This is a genomic window from Modestobacter sp. VKM Ac-2978 (assembly GCF_026968025.1).
Lineage (GTDB): Bacteria > Actinomycetota > Actinomycetes > Mycobacteriales > Geodermatophilaceae > Modestobacter.
In genome coordinates this window covers 141,144-156,527 of sequence record NZ_JAPVBP010000007.1, presented here as the reverse complement: position 1 = coordinate 156,527, position 15,384 = coordinate 141,144, and the positions used below count along the sequence as shown (strand labels likewise).

Below are 15,384 nucleotides of genomic sequence, written 5' to 3'. Positions count from 1 at the left end.
CTCTGCCGGTCAACCGGCGGTGGCGGTGGCGTGCAGGTCGACGCCGCGCTCTGCCAGCCAGGGGACGGGGTCGACGGCTGCGCCGTGGACGCGGACCTCGAAGTGCAGGTGGACGCCGGTGCTGTTGCCGGTGGCGCCCTGGTGCCCGAGCAGCGCGCCCGCGGGGACCTGCCGCCCTGGCGTGACGGTGTAGCCGGAGAGATGGGCGTAGCGGGTGGTGACTCCAGCGCCGTGGTCGAGCTCGACGAGGTTGCCGTAGCCCTTGAGGTTGAGGCTGCCGTCGCGGTCGCAGTAGGTACTGGTGCAGGCAGCGGTGATCACGGTGCCGGCCGCGGCGGCGTAGACGGGGGTGTCGCGGGGTCCGGCGAAGTCGACGCCGGCGTGCTGGCTGCCCCAGCGGAGCCCGAACCCGGAGGTCAGCTGCCCCGTGGTGGGCCGGGCCCAGGCGCCGGCCGGCACCGGCAGGGCGGGGCAGACGCTGGCTACCGCCCCGGCCGGATCCGCAGCCGCCCCCTGGGCGGCGGGCCACAACATCGCGGTGAGTTGCCGGGCGAGCGTCTCCCCGTGGGCGTAGGCATCCCCGTAGGCCGAGACCTGCACGGCTTGCGCGGCCCGGGTCAGCGGGATGGCCTCCCAGTCCGGCACAGCGACGAGCCGGGTGTAGAAGGCTTCGGCGGCGTAGACGGGGTCCATCAGCTGGGCGACGGTCCCCCAGCCGGCGGTCCAGCGCTGCTGGAAGGTGTTGACGCTGTCGTGGTCGGAACCGAGCCCGTCGTGCGGATGGGTCAGGCTGGTGGCGGTCTCCGCAGCCTGCTCGGGCGTGAGTTCAGGGCTGCTGCCGTCGTTGGCCAGCATCCGCAGCCGGGACTCCTGCCAGGCGGTCGCCAGCGCCACGGTGGCCGCGTGCGAGCTCAACCCCCGTGCTGCGCCGACGGTGACGATGGTCTGTGCGTGGCCCATCTGGACGGCATCCAGCTCGATGCCGGCGACGGTGGCGCCGGTGCCGGCTGTCGAGCAGGCTGACGATGCCGATGCTGTCGGTGTGGCCGCGGCGGCGAGGACGGCCAGCGGGATCAGCAGAGTGAGCGCGGCCAGCATCGGCAGCGCGAGCGGGACGGCGGCCTTCCACAGCCAGGCCCTCGCCATGCGTTCCGCCGTCCCGGTCATGCCGTTGTGTCCAGGGCGTCGTTGGTGTCGGTCAGGGCGACGTCCAACGAGGTCCGGACGGTCTGCACCTTCGCCACATGGCTGCCGACCAGCCAGAGCGCTCGGCCCCTGGCTGCGGCAGCCCAGTCGGTGACGATCTGCTCGGCCATCGGGCTGAGACCGAGCAGGTCGGAGAGCTCGTCCCCGATCTGCTCGTCCTGGCCGAGCAGCACCTTGGTGGCGCAGAGATGCAGCAGGTCCTTGGCGATGGCCACCGCCTGGCTACCCGCATCGCCGACGGTCAACATGTCGGAGGGCTTGTGTGCGATGACGACCTGGATGCACCCGTCGTTGCGGGACAGGCGCAGGTCGGCGTCCAGGGACTTGACCGCGTCGGTGCCCAGCCGCATCTGCTTCCAGCACTCGTCCCGGATGACGATCCGCAGATCTCCGGGCTCGGCCAGCTGGGTCATCGCCCGGCCCCAGGAGTTCAGGCAGGTGAGCGCCACGCCTACGGCCTCGTCACCCAGTGGGTCCAGCCGGGACAGGGACAGCGACTGGATCGGTGCGCGCCAGTCCACCGAGACGGTGGTCGGTGCGTCGAACAGGCCGGCCAGATGACCGGTGACCAGGGCTCCGAGTGCGTCGCGCACCGGCCGGGTCTCGTCCAGGAAGTGCTGGCGGGTGGCGTAGCGGCACGCGTCGACGAGTTCGTCGCTGGGCGCGCGCAGCGCCTGCCAGAGCTGAGGGATGGTCACTTCCCGCATCCGGTCGGCCCCGTCGGCGTAGCCGGTCAGGTCGCGGAGGACCTGACCGACAGCGGTCTCCGCGGTCGGCCCGAACGGCACGTGCTGTGAGCCGACGAGGCCTCGGATGAGCAGCAGCCATCGGGAGAAGACCATGGCTGCGCGGCGCCGTGCTTCAGCCCGGGGCAGCCGGGTCCAGTCGTTGCCCAGTGGCCCGAAGTCCAGCGGGTTGATCCGCGCAGGGAGGCCGTGACCGACCGCGTGCGGCTGGACCTGCAGGGCCCGGCAGAGCGGCTCGTACTCGTCCTTGACGTCGCCGAGCACCAGCGTCCGGTAGCCGTAGGCCATCTGCCGGAGGGCGAACATCTTGACCGTGCCGGACTTCCCCCGGCCCGGCGCCCCGAAGAAGATCATGTTCGGGTTGGTGACGCCGGCGACGCTGTTGAGCGTCCAGCCGATCGGATCGGCGGAGAAGGCGCCGCCGGAGAGGTAGTCGATGCCGAGGATCGCACCGCCCGGCGGCAGCCCGTCACCGGCGATCAGCGGCCAGACCCCGCCGACCTGCTCCGAGGTCATCCGGTAGACGGCCAGCGGTGCAGGCACCGCCGCCCAGCCGGCGGCCTGGCCGGTCCCACCACGTCGGCCGACCAGCGTGTCGAAGGGGTCGACGTCGGCTGGGCGAGCCGGTGGCGAGAGCAACGACGGGAGTTCGTGACCGAAGTCGGAGACGAGCTGCGCCACTCCCCTGCCCCGGGTGCTCTGTCGCTGCCGACCGATGCGCCGGCTGCTCACTGGGCACCTCGGCGCCGCGGCAACCCGATCCCGAGCGGTATGCAGGCGGCAGCGAAAGCGGAGTCTTGAGCCAGGTCGAGCCGCAACGGCTTGAACCCACTGCCGGTGACGCTGGCCTCCAGCCGACGGCCGTAGTCGGTGATGGACCACGTGCCGGGCACGGTCACCGACACTGCGACGGCCACGCGGACGAGCGCATTGCCCTGGGCCAGCCGCATGTCCTGGCCCTCGACCCGGGCCGCGTCCCGACGATGTGCCGCCCGGTCCCTGAACCCACCGCGGCGCCGGATCTCGGTCGCCAGCTCGGAGCTCATCGACTCGTTGCCGACCATCCGACCAGCCCTGGTGGAGCTGATCGGTTCGAAGAACACCGTGGCGCACCGCCGCTCCCCCGCCGTCGTCGGAGTGAGGACCGGCGCGAGGGCACCCATGACCGCACCCTTGTCAGGCAGCAGGACGGTGCAGGTCGCCGAGTGCCAGGCGTCGTGCACGTAGTGACGCCGTTCCGGCGGAGGGGCAGCGGTGGGCCCCGCAGCGGCCATCGGCAGCGCCGCGACGATGCGCGGATTGGTGCTCACGGCCAGCTCGGCGGTCGCCAAGCCGGCGCGGTCACCCGGGGCGAAGCCGGTGCGGATGGCCGACGCGAGCGCGGGAGAGTCCAGCCAGGTAACGCTCGAGCAGCCAACCGGTCCGACCAGCCGGGCCTCGATCTCGCTCATCACGCCGTAGAGCACGCGAGCACGCCCGTCGACGCCGCCTCCGGCTTCCTTGGCCTGGCGGTGGATCCGCCGTTCTGGCACGACCACCGTCACGAATGCTTCATGCCTTACGCCGGCCTGGGTCATCACGGCCGCGAGCTCCGCAGTGACCGCACGCGCCAGCGGCGGAGCCTCGGGTCGCAGATGGGCCTGTTGCCACGCTGCGCGTTCGGCGCCGTCGTCGGGCAGTGTCCGGACCTGCAGGGCGACGACCGACACCAACTCGGTGGTGGCCGCGCCCTCCAGCAGCTCGGCCAGTCCGATGCCCATCCGCGTGCGAGCGGTGGTCTCGGACATCCCGATCCCGGGGTGGGTGATCCGAGCCACCACGGCCCAGGTCCGCTCCCGGTGATCGGCGATGACGGCGGGGCGCGCGAGGAGCGGGCCGAAGGGCGGACCGTCGTGGGTCTGGACCCCTGACAGAACGCCGGGCAGGTCGGCGTCGTCCAGGTCGGCAGCAACGCCAGCAGCCGCTCGGGACTGCCAGTCGGCCCACCCCAGCGCGCCCCCGATCCCGCGGAGCAGGGAGTCCAGCGCCCAGCGGAACGCGGACCGGCCCCGGACGGGAACGGCTAGCAGCACGGCCAGGACAGCCCAGACCGGTGCCCAGGCCAGTGCCAGCAGCCATCGATTCGCACTGGCAGCCAGCAGCATGGGCAGACCGGCGAGCCCCACGCCGATCCAGGCCCGAGCGCTGAGCCCACCGAACCAGCCCGGCCTGTCCTTCGACCACGACCCGTAACGGACCGGTCCGGCAGACGCGGTCACAGCGCCACCACTGCAGCAGCCTCGGGAGCCGCGGCGCCGACGGTCGGCTCGGCCTTCGCCCAGTTCGCCAGGCCTCCGCTCCGGGCCGGTGGCTCCGCGGGCATCCCAGGCCCCCCACCCGACGGCGGTGTTGCTCGCGGAGAATCGGGAAGGGCACCTCCGCCGCCATCGGTCGAGCCCTCGGGAGTTTCAGCACCCCCACCAGAGCCGGTGGTGGAGCCAGAAGTGCCCGCCTGACCGCTCCCGCTCGCGCGTCGGCTGCTGCGCTGACCGGTCGGCGTCAGGCTGTGGCCGGCGTGTCCGACGCCTGTCGAGCCGAGTACGTCCGAGGCGACGTCGACGGCCCGGTGGGCAACCGAAGCCGCCGCGAGCGTGCTGGCGCCCACCGCCGAGCCGACCGTCCCGAGCATCGACCCGAGCCGGCTCGCTGACTGCGCTTCGGCGGCGGCCTCCCCCTGCGAACGTCCATCGCCACCGCTCTGCGCAGCGGCACCGCTACCCGACGCCTGCTTGCCGCCGGACAGGACCCCGGACAGTCCGCCGGCATCGCCCCACGACTGCCGTAGGGCCGAGCCCGACGCGGTCCCCGGATCCACGAAGGCCAGCAGCCGGAAGAGCACGAGCGGACACAGCGCACCGATCGCCACCATGATCGCGCCGATCACCGCAGCTCCTGCGGCCTGTGCGGTGGAGTCACCCGCGCCAGCGACGACGCCGGCGGACAGCTGCACGCCGATGCCCAGCACCAGGGCCGCGGTCGGCGCGATGAGCAGGCAGGAGAAGAACCAGCGCAGGCTCTTCCAGAACCACGCCTTCGTGCTGTCGTTGAGCAACCCGGCGGCCGCAATCGGCGCTGTGGCGACCAGGATGATCAGCGCGGCCGCCCGCACCAGCGAGATCACCAGGTAGAAGAACGACGCTGGGATCAGCAGGAGCAGCGACGAGAGGCCGAGCACGGTGGCCGCCGTTGCGTCCACCACCTCGCGCGGCCACGAGCTACCGGGATCGAACGCCGACAGGCTGTCGACCTCCAGCATGGCCTGCAAGATCCCGCGGGACAGTCCCGCGGCGGCCGCGACCAGACCGCCGGCGACGCCCAGGTAGCCGACCCAAACCAGGCCGAACTGTCCAATACCGAGGAGCACCCGGCCGATGGACTGCCCGTCGCGACGGATCAGCGCCATGGTCAGCTGGACGAACATCATGGTCGCTGCGACCGAGGCACCGAGCCACAGCGTCGTCGGCAGCACCGCGCCCATCGGCCCGTCCGCAGAGACGTCCGGCGTGGTGAAGGCATCGATGACCTCGAAAGCCAGGGTGAGCAGCCAGAGCCCCGCCGACCAGATGCTGACCATCGCCGCCGTCCAGACATCCGTGACCGCAGCAGAGGCAGCGTTCCCCAGCCAGTTCAGGGGATTGAGGTCGACGGCCAGGACGTCGTCACTCATGTCGCAGGTCCCGGTAGCCGACGCTGAAGGCGACATCGGTGCCGGGCCACACCGACGGTGGCGTGGCAGGTTCAGCGCCCGGCCCGATCAACCACCGGTCGGTCCGCCAGACCATTCGCTGGCAGTCCGCCACCGCCCCCCGGGCAGTGCGCTGCAGCGTGACGTCGAGTTGGAAGTCGACGCAGGCGACGACGAAGTCCGATCCGACACTGCCCTTGATCAGACCCATTAGCGGCGTCAGCACGACGGCGAACTGCGTGGAGCCACCCCCGGACAGGCCTGCGGCATCGAGGAGCCGTCCGACCGCGCGCACACCGGACCAGCTCGTGGTCGTCGGACCGCCGGGCATGGCCCAGGCGCTGATCACGGCACGGGCGCCGGCCAATGAGGCGGACTGGAGGGCGACCTGGTCGATCGCGGCCAGCTGAGCCAACGCCCCTTCCGGGGTGCGGGGGAAGCCTGTCGGCACGCCGGCCGGTCCGATGCTGGTTGCCGGGGGAAGCAGGATGGGCGCGCCCGGATCGCGGTCGGAGACGGGCCCGGGATGGGACGCCGACTCCGGGACGACTGGCATCGGCCTGGCGGCCAGTGAGTCCTCGAGCGCGACTCGGTCGGTCGGCGCTGTGGTCGACGCGGGTGCGGACCCGACCGGGTCGCTTGCAGAAGCGGAGTCAGTGGGCCCGGATGCCGGCCGGACGGCGTGCACCACGGCCAGCACCAGACCTGTTGCCAGGACTGCGACCGCGACTCCTGCACCCGCCAGCAGGGTCAGCATCTTGCGCCGTGACCACGGGAAGCCGTGCGGCTCACGGCCGCTCCGATGGCGGACCATCAGCAGCCGGTCCCGACGATCGACAGGACGATGACGTACCCGACGACGTAGAGAATCGCGCCGACCAGGCAAATCAGGATCCCGTCCATCCCCAGCCGGGCTCCCCGGGGATGGTGGGTGACCCGCCCCCAGATCAGCATCCCGACGCTGGCGAAGAAGCAGATCCCCAGAACGGCCAGGACGCCCCACTTCACCCAGGACTGGATCTGATCGGCGTAGACCTGCATGCCAGGTGGTGCGGCCGGGCAGACGCCGGCGGCCATCAACGAATCTGCAAGCCGGGCGGTCATCGGGATGCTCCTGGGAAGGGTCCTGGACTGGTGGTCGTGACTGACGCCAGCGCGACCCCGGGGCGCCGGGAAGACAGCAGTGCAAGCAGCGCGCGGCCGGCCGCCTGGATCGACGAGGGCAGTGGCTGGCCGGTGAGGCCGGTGACCTCGAGTCGCCGCTCCAGCGGAACGGCGACGACCTGTCCGGCAAGGCGCAGAGCACGCAGCCGAGGCCCCGAGCTGGCAGCGACCTCACCGGGCCATCGGCGGCCACCGACGGCAGCGACGACGACGACCTGATTCCCCAGCTGATCGAGGAGTGCCTCCGTCAGGCGAACACCGGGGACGGTCGGCCGGCAGACGACGACGGTGTGCGCGCGATTGACGGTGCGGCAAGCCCGACCGTCAGCGTCCAGCCCAAGATCGAGGACCGTCACCCCCGCGCGATGGCCGGTCGGCACCGGCCAGCCGCTCGGCGACGCATCCGTCGCACGGCGGTCGATGGTGACGGTGGACCGGAGGCCCCGGCGCCAGGCCCCTGTGTCGTCCATTCCCAGCTCCGCCGACGCTGCGGCCCCGAGGCCGGAACGGGCGGGGTGCGCATTATCGATCAGGTGCGCCGGTTGACCAGTTGCTGCAGCAGCGTCACTGATCGCCAAGGCCACAGTGGAAGCCCCCGCACCGGCGTGCCCCGCCAACACGGTGATCCAGCCGGTCGGCAGGTCACTGTCACCCCCCGCCCGGTGCCTCCCCGGTGTCCTGTCACCCCGGCTCTTCCGAGGCTCGGAAGCCGTGTCACCCCCGACGTCGACGAGGCGAACAGCCTGCCTTGATCGCAGTTCCCGCAGGGCTTGCTGGACCTCGGCGACGGCCAGTAGGCGGCGCTCAGCAGGGTGGCCCGCGCAGACGCCCTCACTCGATGCCGGGCTGTCGAGGGGAGCCAGTGGGGTGTTCACGCGACCGCCGCCAGGTAGTCGCGGGCGACGGTGCGCAGCGCGGCGATGGTGCGGTTCCGCCGGCGGTAAAGCGTGCGGGTAGAGATGCCGTACTCAGCGGCGACCTTCGAGTCGCCGCCCTGCTGAAGGTCACGGCCGCACTCGGTCGCGACGAGCAACTCCAGGTCCGCAGCGTCCACCCCGGACCGGACCGCCCACTGCAGCAAGTCCGCGATGTCGAGGTCCTCGGCGTCGTCGCGTGGGTCGGCAGGCATCAACCGGGTGACGTCACCATCGACGGTGAGGAACTCACCACGTTCCGGGTGGCGGCGGTCTCGCGGTCGCAGTTCGGCGAGCACCGCACGACGGGTGTCGGCCCGCAGGTTCGCAGCCACCGCACGCGGGCGGCGCTGCCACGGGTAACGCCGGATCTGGCAGGTGAGCTCCCCGACCACCACGGCGACGATGTCCGGGCTCAGGTCTCGCAACTGCCGGACCATCGTCCAGACCAGCCCGCTCAGCAGGTGCAGCAACAGCGCGAGCGCATCGTCGTCGCGCCCGCCGTCGACTGCAGCGAGCCGGACGAGTGCGGCCAGGACGGCGTTGCTTCGCTCGTGCTCGCCCGACTCGGAGCAGACCTCGACGAGGTCGGCGACGGCGGCGAGACCTACAAGTGCGGGTTCGGATTCGGCCCAGCGAGGCAGGGCGGCGTTGGCGTCGAGTCGGGCGGCGAGCGCCGGCCAACTGCCGACGATCGTGGGGTCGTGGAACATCTGTGGCGCCTCCGGCATCAGTGCGATGCCGTCGACGCTCCGAAGAAACGTTCACGGTGACGTCCCCCCGCCGGGGTGACACACGTGGGACCGGCGTAACCCGCGGGGGGTGACCCGCGCACCGATGCCGGCTCTTGTGACGTTTGAGCAGGGAGACGGAGGCACGGTCGACGCCGGGGCCCTCACCGTTCCAACTGTGGACGGACTTGGCGGTCGTTCAGGGGCTGTCCAACTGGAATTTGGCAGTCCCTAGCAGCGTCACCCTTTGGGAGATTCGGTACTTCAATCTGTTGCGTCCATTCTGTGCGCTCACCACGACGGGATCGCTCCGCCGTGGTCGACTGGGTCGCCTTCTGGTTGAAGCGAGCACTCACCAACTTGGCGGCCTCACGGTTCGAGGAGCAGACGCACCTGTTCGGTGGCCAACTCGATTTTGCCGACCACGGCGGGTGACATCCGTCGGTCGCTCGGTCGGTCGGTCGAGTTGAGGACCAAGGTCATGCCGGCCGAGGACTGGCGCCGATGGCCGGATCCAGGGGCTCCCCACGAGGGTCGAGACCACGCGGCGTCGGTCGAACGCCGGTGGTCAGGGAGGGGCGCATGTCCGACCGATCTACGTCCCGGCCCACGGCTGGGCTCAGTTGGTTGTCGAAGGTGAGCCGGTGGCTGGAGCCGGCGCTGCTGACCGTGACCCTGGCACTGCTCGCGGCAGGCGGGCTGGCCTGGGCCAGCGGCCTCGGCAGGTGGGACGACGCGCTGTGGGCCATCGCTACCTTGGTCGCGGTCCTGCCGTCAGCAGGGTGGGTGATCGCAGACCTCATCCGACGGCGCCTGGGGGTGGACCTGATCGCTCTGCTCGCGCTGGTGGGGACCCTGGCGGTCGGCGAGTACCTGGCCGGCGCCCTGATAGCGGTCATGCTCGCGACCGGCCGAACCCTGGAGGCGGCCGCCCAGCGACGCGCGACCCGGGACCTGCGGGCGTTGCTGGAGCGGGCGCCGAGGACGGCACGCCGCCGGGTCGGGTCCGTGGTGTCCGAGGTCCCCGTGGACCAGGTGGCCGTCGGCGACCTGGTGCTGGTGGGGCCGGGCGAGGTGCTCCCGGTCGACGGGGTGGTGGTCGACAGCCCCGCGGTCCTGGACGAGTCGGCACTGACCGGGGAGCCGGAACTGGTGGAGCGCGCCGTCGGCGAGGCCGTGCGCAGCGGCACGCTGAACGCCGGCGGCGCCGTCGCGCTGCGCTGCACCGTCCCTGCCGCCGAGAGCACCTACGCCGGGATCGTCGCCCTGGTGCAGCAGGCCGGCGCCGACAACGCGCCGGTGGTCCGGCTGGCCGACCGGTTCGCTGCCTGGTTCCTGCCGCTCTCCCTCGTCGTCGCCGGACTCGCCTGGGCGGTCAGCGGGACGCCGGACCGCGCCGTGGCGGTGCTGGTGGTGGCGACCCCGTGCCCGCTGCTGCTGGCGGCCCCGGTGGCGATCGTCTCCGGCCTGTCCCGGACGTCACGGCTGGGGGTGGTCGTCCGCGGTGGCGGTGCGCTGGAGCGCCTGGGTTCCGCCCGGACCATGGTGCTGGACAAGACCGGCACGCTGACGGCCGGCCGGCCCGCGGTCACCGAGGTGCTGACCGCCCCCGGTCGGGCCGCGGCGGAGGTGCTGCGGCTGGCGGCCTCGGCCGACCGGCTGTCCCCGCACGTGCTGGCCGAGGCCGTGGTCGCCGAGGCGCGGGCGCGGGGTATCCCGCTGGTGCTGCCTGCCGACGTCCAGGAAGAGCCCGGTCGTGGTGTCGTTGCCATGGTCGACAGCGCATTCGTGCGGGTCGGCAAGCAGGACGCCGTCCCGGACGCCGCCTGGGCGCGCACGGCGGTCAGCCGGGCCGGGCTGGACGGCTGCGCCCTGGTGTGGGTCGAGGTCGACGGCGTCATGGTGGGTGCGCTGCTGCTGAAGGACCCGCTCCGGCCGGACGCCGGCCGGACGATGCGCCGCCTGCGATCGGCCGGCATCACCCGTCTGGTGATGCTGACCGGCGACCGGCCCGAACCGGCGCGGGAGGTCGGCGCCGTGCTGGGGCTGGACGAGGTGCGCGCCCAGCAGACGCCGGCCGGCAAGGTGGCGGCGGTGCGGGCCGAGCGCGAACAGGCGGTCACGGTGATGGTCGGGGACGGCCTGAACGACGCCCCGGCGCTCGCCGCGGCCACGGTGGGGATCGCGATGGGCGCTCGTGGCTCGACCGCCTCTTCCCAGGCGGCCGACGTGGTGCTCACCACCGACCGGCTCGACCGGGTTGCCGACGCGATGGAGATCGCCCGGTACGCGCGGCGCATCGCGGTGCAGAGCGCGGCGGTGGGCATGGGGCTGTCCCTGACGGCGATGGGGCTGGCCGCTGTCGGCCTGATCCCGCCCGCGTTCGGGGCACTGCTGCAGGAGGCCATCGACGTCGCGGTGATCCTCAACGCCCTCCGGGCCCTGCGTGGCGGTGGGGTCGGTGGCCGTCCCGTGCAGCCGGCGACCCAGGTGCTGCTGCGCCGGTTCGCCGCAGAGCAGCACGACCTGCACCAGGTCCTCCCACTCGTCCGGGCAGCAGCTGATGCGCTGGCCGACGCGCCGACCCCGGAGGCGGTCGAGGCACTGCGCCGCGCCAGGAGCGCGCTGGTGGAACGGCTGGTCCCGCACGAGGAGGCCGAGGAGGCCGAGCTCTACCCGGCCCTGGCCCACGTCCTGGGGTCCGACGAGGCGGTTGCGCCGATGAGTCGAGCACATGCCGAGATCGGCCGGCTGGCCCGCCGGATCCAGACCCACCTCGACGCCCTCGCCCAGGGCGCCGACCTGGACCAGGAACGGCGGGAGGACCTGCTCGCCTGCCTGTACGGCCTGCACGCCCTGCTGCAGCTCCACTACCTGCAGGAGGAGGAGAGCTACTTCGTCCTCGCCGGCGAGTAGCCACCCAGCCCGGCACGCCGCTCAGTGGGCGCGCGGAGCCAGGACGACGACCGGCTCCCCGCTCGTGGCCGGGACCCGCGGGAAGGTTCGTCGGTAGGCCGTGAGCGCCTCGCTGTACCCGGGCTCTCCCGGCGCGAACCGGCGGGCGGTCCGCGGCTCGTCCCGGCCGTTGACGCAGATCAGCACGTCTGTCGGCTCCACCCCGAAGTTGCGCCACCACGTCTTGGCCTCGGGGTCGGCGGCCACCACGACCAGGTCCTCCCCCGCGGCCGCCGTCATGACCGGGATCTCGTGCCGGCGCCCGGTGCGGCGCCCGCAGTAGGACAGGAGGACCAGGTGCCGGCCGAGGAGCCGGTGCGCACGGCTGTGTCCCAGCGCCCGGACGACCGGGTTCGCCAGATGGTTCCTGACCCACATGGTGCGTACTCCTCTGCTCGACGTGCTGCCGTTCCTGCCGCGACAGGCCCACCCCGCCGTCGGCTCACCCGTCGACCGGCCTACCGGCCCGCGAGGTCGAGGAGGTCGTCGATGACCCGGTCCATCTGCACGACCAAGGACACGTGACCTTCGTCCTCCAGCAGGTGAGCACGGGCCCCGGCCACGTGCTCGGCGAGCCAGACGGCGTGCGCGAAGGGCACCATGCGGTCCTCCGTGCCCTGCCAGACGGACACCGGCACGGTGATCCGGCCGAGGTCGAAGCCCCACGGCCGGCTGTGGGTGAGGTCGTCGTCGCGCCAGCCGACGATGCCCTGGAGCCCGGCGCGCCGCGCCGAGGCGGCGAGGTACTCGGCGAGCTCTCCGGTCAGCGCCGCCTTGTCCACCTCCGGCAGCAGGTCGCCAAGGCCCAGGACGATCAGGTCGGCGGTCACCGAGAACACCGGTGTGCCGTGCTCCTCCAGGAAGGCCGTGAGGGCCGCACTGCCCTGACGGACGGCGGTGTACTCGGCGACGTTCTCCGGGGCCATCCCCGCGAGCAGGTCGAGCCCCGCGGCGTCCGGAGGTGCGATGCCCACCCCGCAGGTCGCCGCTCGACACCGGTCGGGGAGCACCGCTGCGCACGCCAGTGCCCGCGGTCCCCCGCCGGACCAGCCCAGCGTGACGAACTCGTCGTAGCCGAAGTGGTCCAGGACCGCTGCTGTGTCCAGGGCGTCGTCGGCGACGGTCGCGGTGGTCCCCGCGTCGCCCCGAGGTGTCGAGCGTCCGTAGCCCGGACGGGAACAGGCGATGGTCCGGAGCCCGCGTGCGGCTGCCGGTCGCTCCAGGATCCCGTACGGGACGGCCGCCTGCGGCGTCCCGTGGTGGAACACCAGGGGGAACCCGTCGTCCGGCCCGGCGGTCAGGACCTCGAGCACCCGGCCGTCGGCCGTGGCCACCTGGTGGTTCTCGGAGCTGCTCATCAGTGCGGTCCTCTCTCGGATGCGGTTTGGCGAGGTGCGGGTCCCGACCGCCAGGTCACGGTGGACGCAGGCAGGAGGCGGTGGACGACCTCGACCAGCAGCGCACCACTCGCCCCGATCCCCAGGCCGACGCCCACCGACGGCACCGTCACCTCCAGCAGGACGATCGACTGCGCGATCACCGGGACGGCGATGCACAGGAACGCGAGGCCGGTCATCGTGAGGAGCAGGCCGGCCTTCACGGTGGTGAGTGGGCGCGCCAGGATGCCCAGCGTCCACAGCGCCATCAGCAGGACCACGATCGTCGCCGTCGTCCGTGCGGCGGCCGTGTCGGCGTCAGGCTGCAGCCAGCGGGTGACCGCGTGGCCCGCGTAGGCAGCACACCCGATGAGGGCACCGGTGGGCAGGGAGAAGGTCAGCACCCGGCGAAGGAACCCGGGCAGGTAGCGCCGCCGGTTCGGGGCCAGCGCCAGGAAGAAGCCGGGTACCCCGATGGTGAGGGTCGAGATCAGGGTCAGCTGGATCGGGGCGAGCGGGTAGGCGCCCAGGGTCACGACGGTGATCAGCGCCAGCACCAGCGAGTACACGTTCTTGACCAGGAACAGGTTCGCGGCCCGCTCGATGTTGGCGATCACCCGCCGTCCCTCGGCCACCGCCTCCGGCAGGTGCGCGAACCGGCCGTCCAGGAGCACCAACTGCGCCACGGCCCGGGTGGCCGGCGATCCGTTGCCCATCGCCACGCCGATGTCGGCGTCCTTGAGGGCCAGCGCGTCGTTGACGCCGTCCCCGGTCATCGCGACGACGTGCCCGCGCCGCTGCAGAGCCGCCACCATCGCCCGCTTCTGGTGCGGGGTCACCCGACCGAAGACGCTGCAGTCCTCCACCACCTGGGCCAGCGCGTCGGCGTCCTCGGGGAGGGTGCGGGCGTCGACGGCATCGGTCGCGCCGGTCACACCGGGGACACCGACCGCGGCCGCCACGGCCCCCACGGTCCGTGGGTTGTCCCCGGAGATGACCTTGAGCGCCACGCCCTGGTCGGTGAAGTACCTGAGGACCTCGGCGGCGTCCTCCCGCAGGTGCTCGGCCAGCACCACCAGCGCAACCGGCACCAGGTCCGCCGGCAGCCGGACGTCATCGGCTCCTCCCGTCCAGGGCGCGGTCGACCGGGCGAGCAGCAGCACCCGGCGCCCCAGGGCCGCCAGGTCGTCGGCCCGGGTCCTCGCCACTGACTGGGCGACCGAGGCCGGGGTGGGCAGCACCATCTCCGGCGCCCCCAGCGCCCATGTCACCGCGTCCTCGGTTCGCACGGCGGACCACTTCCGCGCCGAGGAGAACGGCACGATGTCCAGCGGTCCGGGCCCCGACGACGGAAAGGCGGCCGCGAGTGCAGCGGCAGTCGCGTTGGCCGGGTCCGCGGCGGCCAGCATCGCCACCGCCGCAGGTGCCGCATCGGCAGCCGGGGTCAGCAGGACCAGCTCGTCGAAACGCACGTCGCCGTGGGTGAGCGTGCCGGTCTTGTCCAGGCAGACGACGTCCACGCGGGCCAGCCCCTCGACGGCGGGCAGCTCCTGCACCAGGGTCGAGCGGCGGGCCAGGGACACGGTGGCGACCATGAAGGCCAGCGTGGTGAGCAGCACCAGGCCCTCGGGGATCATCCCGACCAGCGCGGCGACCGTGCCGGTGACGGCGTCCTGCCAGCTCTCGTTGTCCGGCGTGCGGAACTGACTCCACAGCACGGCCGGCCCGATCACGAGCAGCATGAGCGAGATCCAGCGAAGCAGCCGGTTGGTCGCGGAGATGAGCTCCGAGTGCGTGGTGGTGAAGCGGCGCGCCTCGGTCGCGAGCCGAGCGGCGTAGGAGTCGTCCCCCACCGCTGTGGTCTGCACGAGTCCGCGTCCGGCGACGACGATCGACCCGGATAACACCGGGTCACCGGTCCCCTTGACCACCGGCTCGGACTCTCCGGTGAGCAGCGACTCGTCGACGGTCAGCCCCGTGCAGTCGCGCACGACGCCGTCGGCCGGCACCTGGTCACCGGCGACCAGGCAGAGCAGGTCGTCGAGCACCACCTCGGCCACCGCGAGGTCGCGCTCGGTGGACTCGCGCACCACCCGCGCCCGCGGGGCGTTGAGCACGGCCAGCCGGTCCAGCGTCCGCTTCGCCCGCAGCTCCTGGACGATGCCGATCGCCGAGTTGGCGATCACGACCCCGCCGAACAGCGCGTTCTGCCAGCGCCCGGTCAGGGCGACGAGCACGAACAACGCGACGAGCAGACCGTTGAAGAACGTGAACACGTTCGCCCGGACGATCTCGCCGATCGTGCGGCTCGTCCGCACGGTCGTGGCGTTCGTCTGCCCGGCCGCCACCCGAGCTACGACGTCCGCGGCGCAGAGGCCGGTCCGCGGCGTCAGCGGTCGTCCAGCCGGCTCGTTCGGCCCGCTGCGCTCCGAGGTGGCGATCACGCCCCCGCTCGTCGACCGCACCACCTTCACGTGCCTCAAGCTCCCAGCGGCCTGCCGGCGCAACCAGGGTCGGACGTCCCGCGGAATCGTGTTGCGCATACCCCCCGGGGTATCTACCATCGAC

12 protein-coding genes are annotated in these 15,384 nt (G+C 72.4%); 1 reads left to right on the top strand and 11 read right to left on the bottom strand.

The features are described 5' to 3' along the window. Nucleotides 1-9: 9 nt before the first annotated feature. From O2W53_RS17585 to O2W53_RS17550, 8 genes are all read right to left on the bottom strand, one after another. Nucleotides 10-1,167, bottom strand: coding sequence for a M23 family metallopeptidase (locus tag O2W53_RS17585; protein ID WP_269164354.1), 1,158 nt, complete (start codon nt 1,165-1,167; stop codon nt 10-12). Beyond that, nucleotides 1,164-2,684, bottom strand: a complete 1,521-nt coding sequence (locus O2W53_RS17580; RefSeq protein ID WP_269164353.1) for an ATP-binding protein — start codon at nt 2,682-2,684, stop codon at nt 1,164-1,166. The genes O2W53_RS17585 and O2W53_RS17580 overlap by 4 nt, the downstream gene beginning before the upstream one ends. After that, complete coding sequence (locus O2W53_RS17575) at nt 2,681-4,210, bottom strand: SCO6880 family protein (protein WP_269164352.1); 1,530 nt, start codon at nt 4,208-4,210, stop codon at nt 2,681-2,683. The genes O2W53_RS17580 and O2W53_RS17575 overlap by 4 nt, the downstream gene beginning before the upstream one ends. After that, complete coding sequence (locus O2W53_RS17570; protein WP_269164351.1) at nt 4,207-5,658, bottom strand: type IV secretion system protein; 1,452 nt, start codon at nt 5,656-5,658, stop codon at nt 4,207-4,209. The genes O2W53_RS17575 and O2W53_RS17570 overlap by 4 nt, the downstream gene beginning before the upstream one ends. Then, the gene (locus tag O2W53_RS17565) at nt 5,651-6,433 is read right to left on the bottom strand and encodes a hypothetical protein (RefSeq protein ID WP_269164350.1); all 783 of its coding nucleotides are present in this window, start codon (nt 6,431-6,433) and stop codon (nt 5,651-5,653) included. Before O2W53_RS17565 ends, O2W53_RS17570 begins: the two co-directional genes overlap by 8 nt. Nucleotides 6,434-6,489: 56 nt before the next feature. Continuing rightward, the gene (locus O2W53_RS17560; RefSeq protein WP_269164349.1) at nt 6,490-6,780 is read right to left on the bottom strand and encodes a hypothetical protein; all 291 of its coding nucleotides are present in this window, start codon (nt 6,778-6,780) and stop codon (nt 6,490-6,492) included. Continuing rightward, nucleotides 6,777-7,418, bottom strand: a complete 642-nt coding sequence (locus O2W53_RS17555) for a hypothetical protein (protein WP_269164348.1) — start codon at nt 7,416-7,418, stop codon at nt 6,777-6,779. The genes O2W53_RS17560 and O2W53_RS17555 overlap by 4 nt, the downstream gene beginning before the upstream one ends. A gap of 293 nt (nt 7,419-7,711) precedes the next feature. Next, nucleotides 7,712-8,467 (bottom strand): hypothetical protein, encoded by a 756-nt coding sequence (locus O2W53_RS17550; RefSeq protein WP_269164347.1) that lies wholly within the window; start codon nt 8,465-8,467, stop codon nt 7,712-7,714. Nucleotides 8,468-9,121: 654 nt separating this feature from the next. Here O2W53_RS17550 and O2W53_RS17545 point away from each other — a divergent pair. After that, nucleotides 9,122-11,401, top strand: coding sequence for a heavy metal translocating P-type ATPase (locus tag O2W53_RS17545; RefSeq protein WP_269164346.1), 2,280 nt, complete (start codon nt 9,122-9,124; stop codon nt 11,399-11,401). A 21-nt stretch (nt 11,402-11,422) separates the two neighbouring features. On the opposite strand, the gene O2W53_RS17540 is transcribed toward O2W53_RS17545, so the two are convergent. The 3 genes from O2W53_RS17540 to O2W53_RS17530 form a co-directional block, all read right to left on the bottom strand. After that, nucleotides 11,423-11,818 (bottom strand): nitroreductase/quinone reductase family protein, encoded by a 396-nt coding sequence (locus tag O2W53_RS17540; RefSeq protein ID WP_269164345.1) that lies wholly within the window; start codon nt 11,816-11,818, stop codon nt 11,423-11,425. Between the two features lie 80 nt (nt 11,819-11,898). Continuing rightward, a complete protein-coding gene (locus tag O2W53_RS17535) occupies nt 11,899-12,798 on the bottom strand; it encodes an alpha/beta fold hydrolase (RefSeq protein ID WP_269164344.1) in 900 nt (299 codons plus the stop codon). Further along, on the bottom strand, nt 12,798-15,260 hold the full coding sequence (locus O2W53_RS17530) for an HAD-IC family P-type ATPase (protein ID WP_269164343.1): 2,463 nt from the start codon (nt 15,258-15,260) through the stop codon (nt 12,798-12,800). Before O2W53_RS17530 ends, O2W53_RS17535 begins: the two co-directional genes overlap by 1 nt. Nucleotides 15,261-15,384: the final 124 nt, after the last annotated feature.

Coding starts and splice junctions, on each gene's coding strand:
- O2W53_RS17560 (WP_269164349.1), bottom strand. CDS start 6,780: ATGACCGCCCGGCTTGCAGATTCGTTGATGGCCGCCGGCGTCTGCCCG.
- O2W53_RS17550 (WP_269164347.1), bottom strand. CDS start 8,467: ATGTTCCACGACCCCACGATCGTCGGCAGTTGGCCGGCGCTCGCCGCC.
- O2W53_RS17565 (WP_269164350.1), bottom strand. CDS start 6,433: ATGCTGACCCTGCTGGCGGGTGCAGGAGTCGCGGTCGCAGTCCTGGCA.
- O2W53_RS17540 (WP_269164345.1), bottom strand. CDS start 11,818: ATGTGGGTCAGGAACCATCTGGCGAACCCGGTCGTCCGGGCGCTGGGA.
- O2W53_RS17585 (WP_269164354.1), bottom strand. CDS start 1,167: ATGACCGGGACGGCGGAACGCATGGCGAGGGCCTGGCTGTGGAAGGCC.
- O2W53_RS17570 (WP_269164351.1), bottom strand. CDS start 5,658: ATGAGTGACGACGTCCTGGCCGTCGACCTCAATCCCCTGAACTGGCTG.
- O2W53_RS17535 (WP_269164344.1), bottom strand. CDS start 12,798: ATGAGCAGCTCCGAGAACCACCAGGTGGCCACGGCCGACGGCCGGGTG.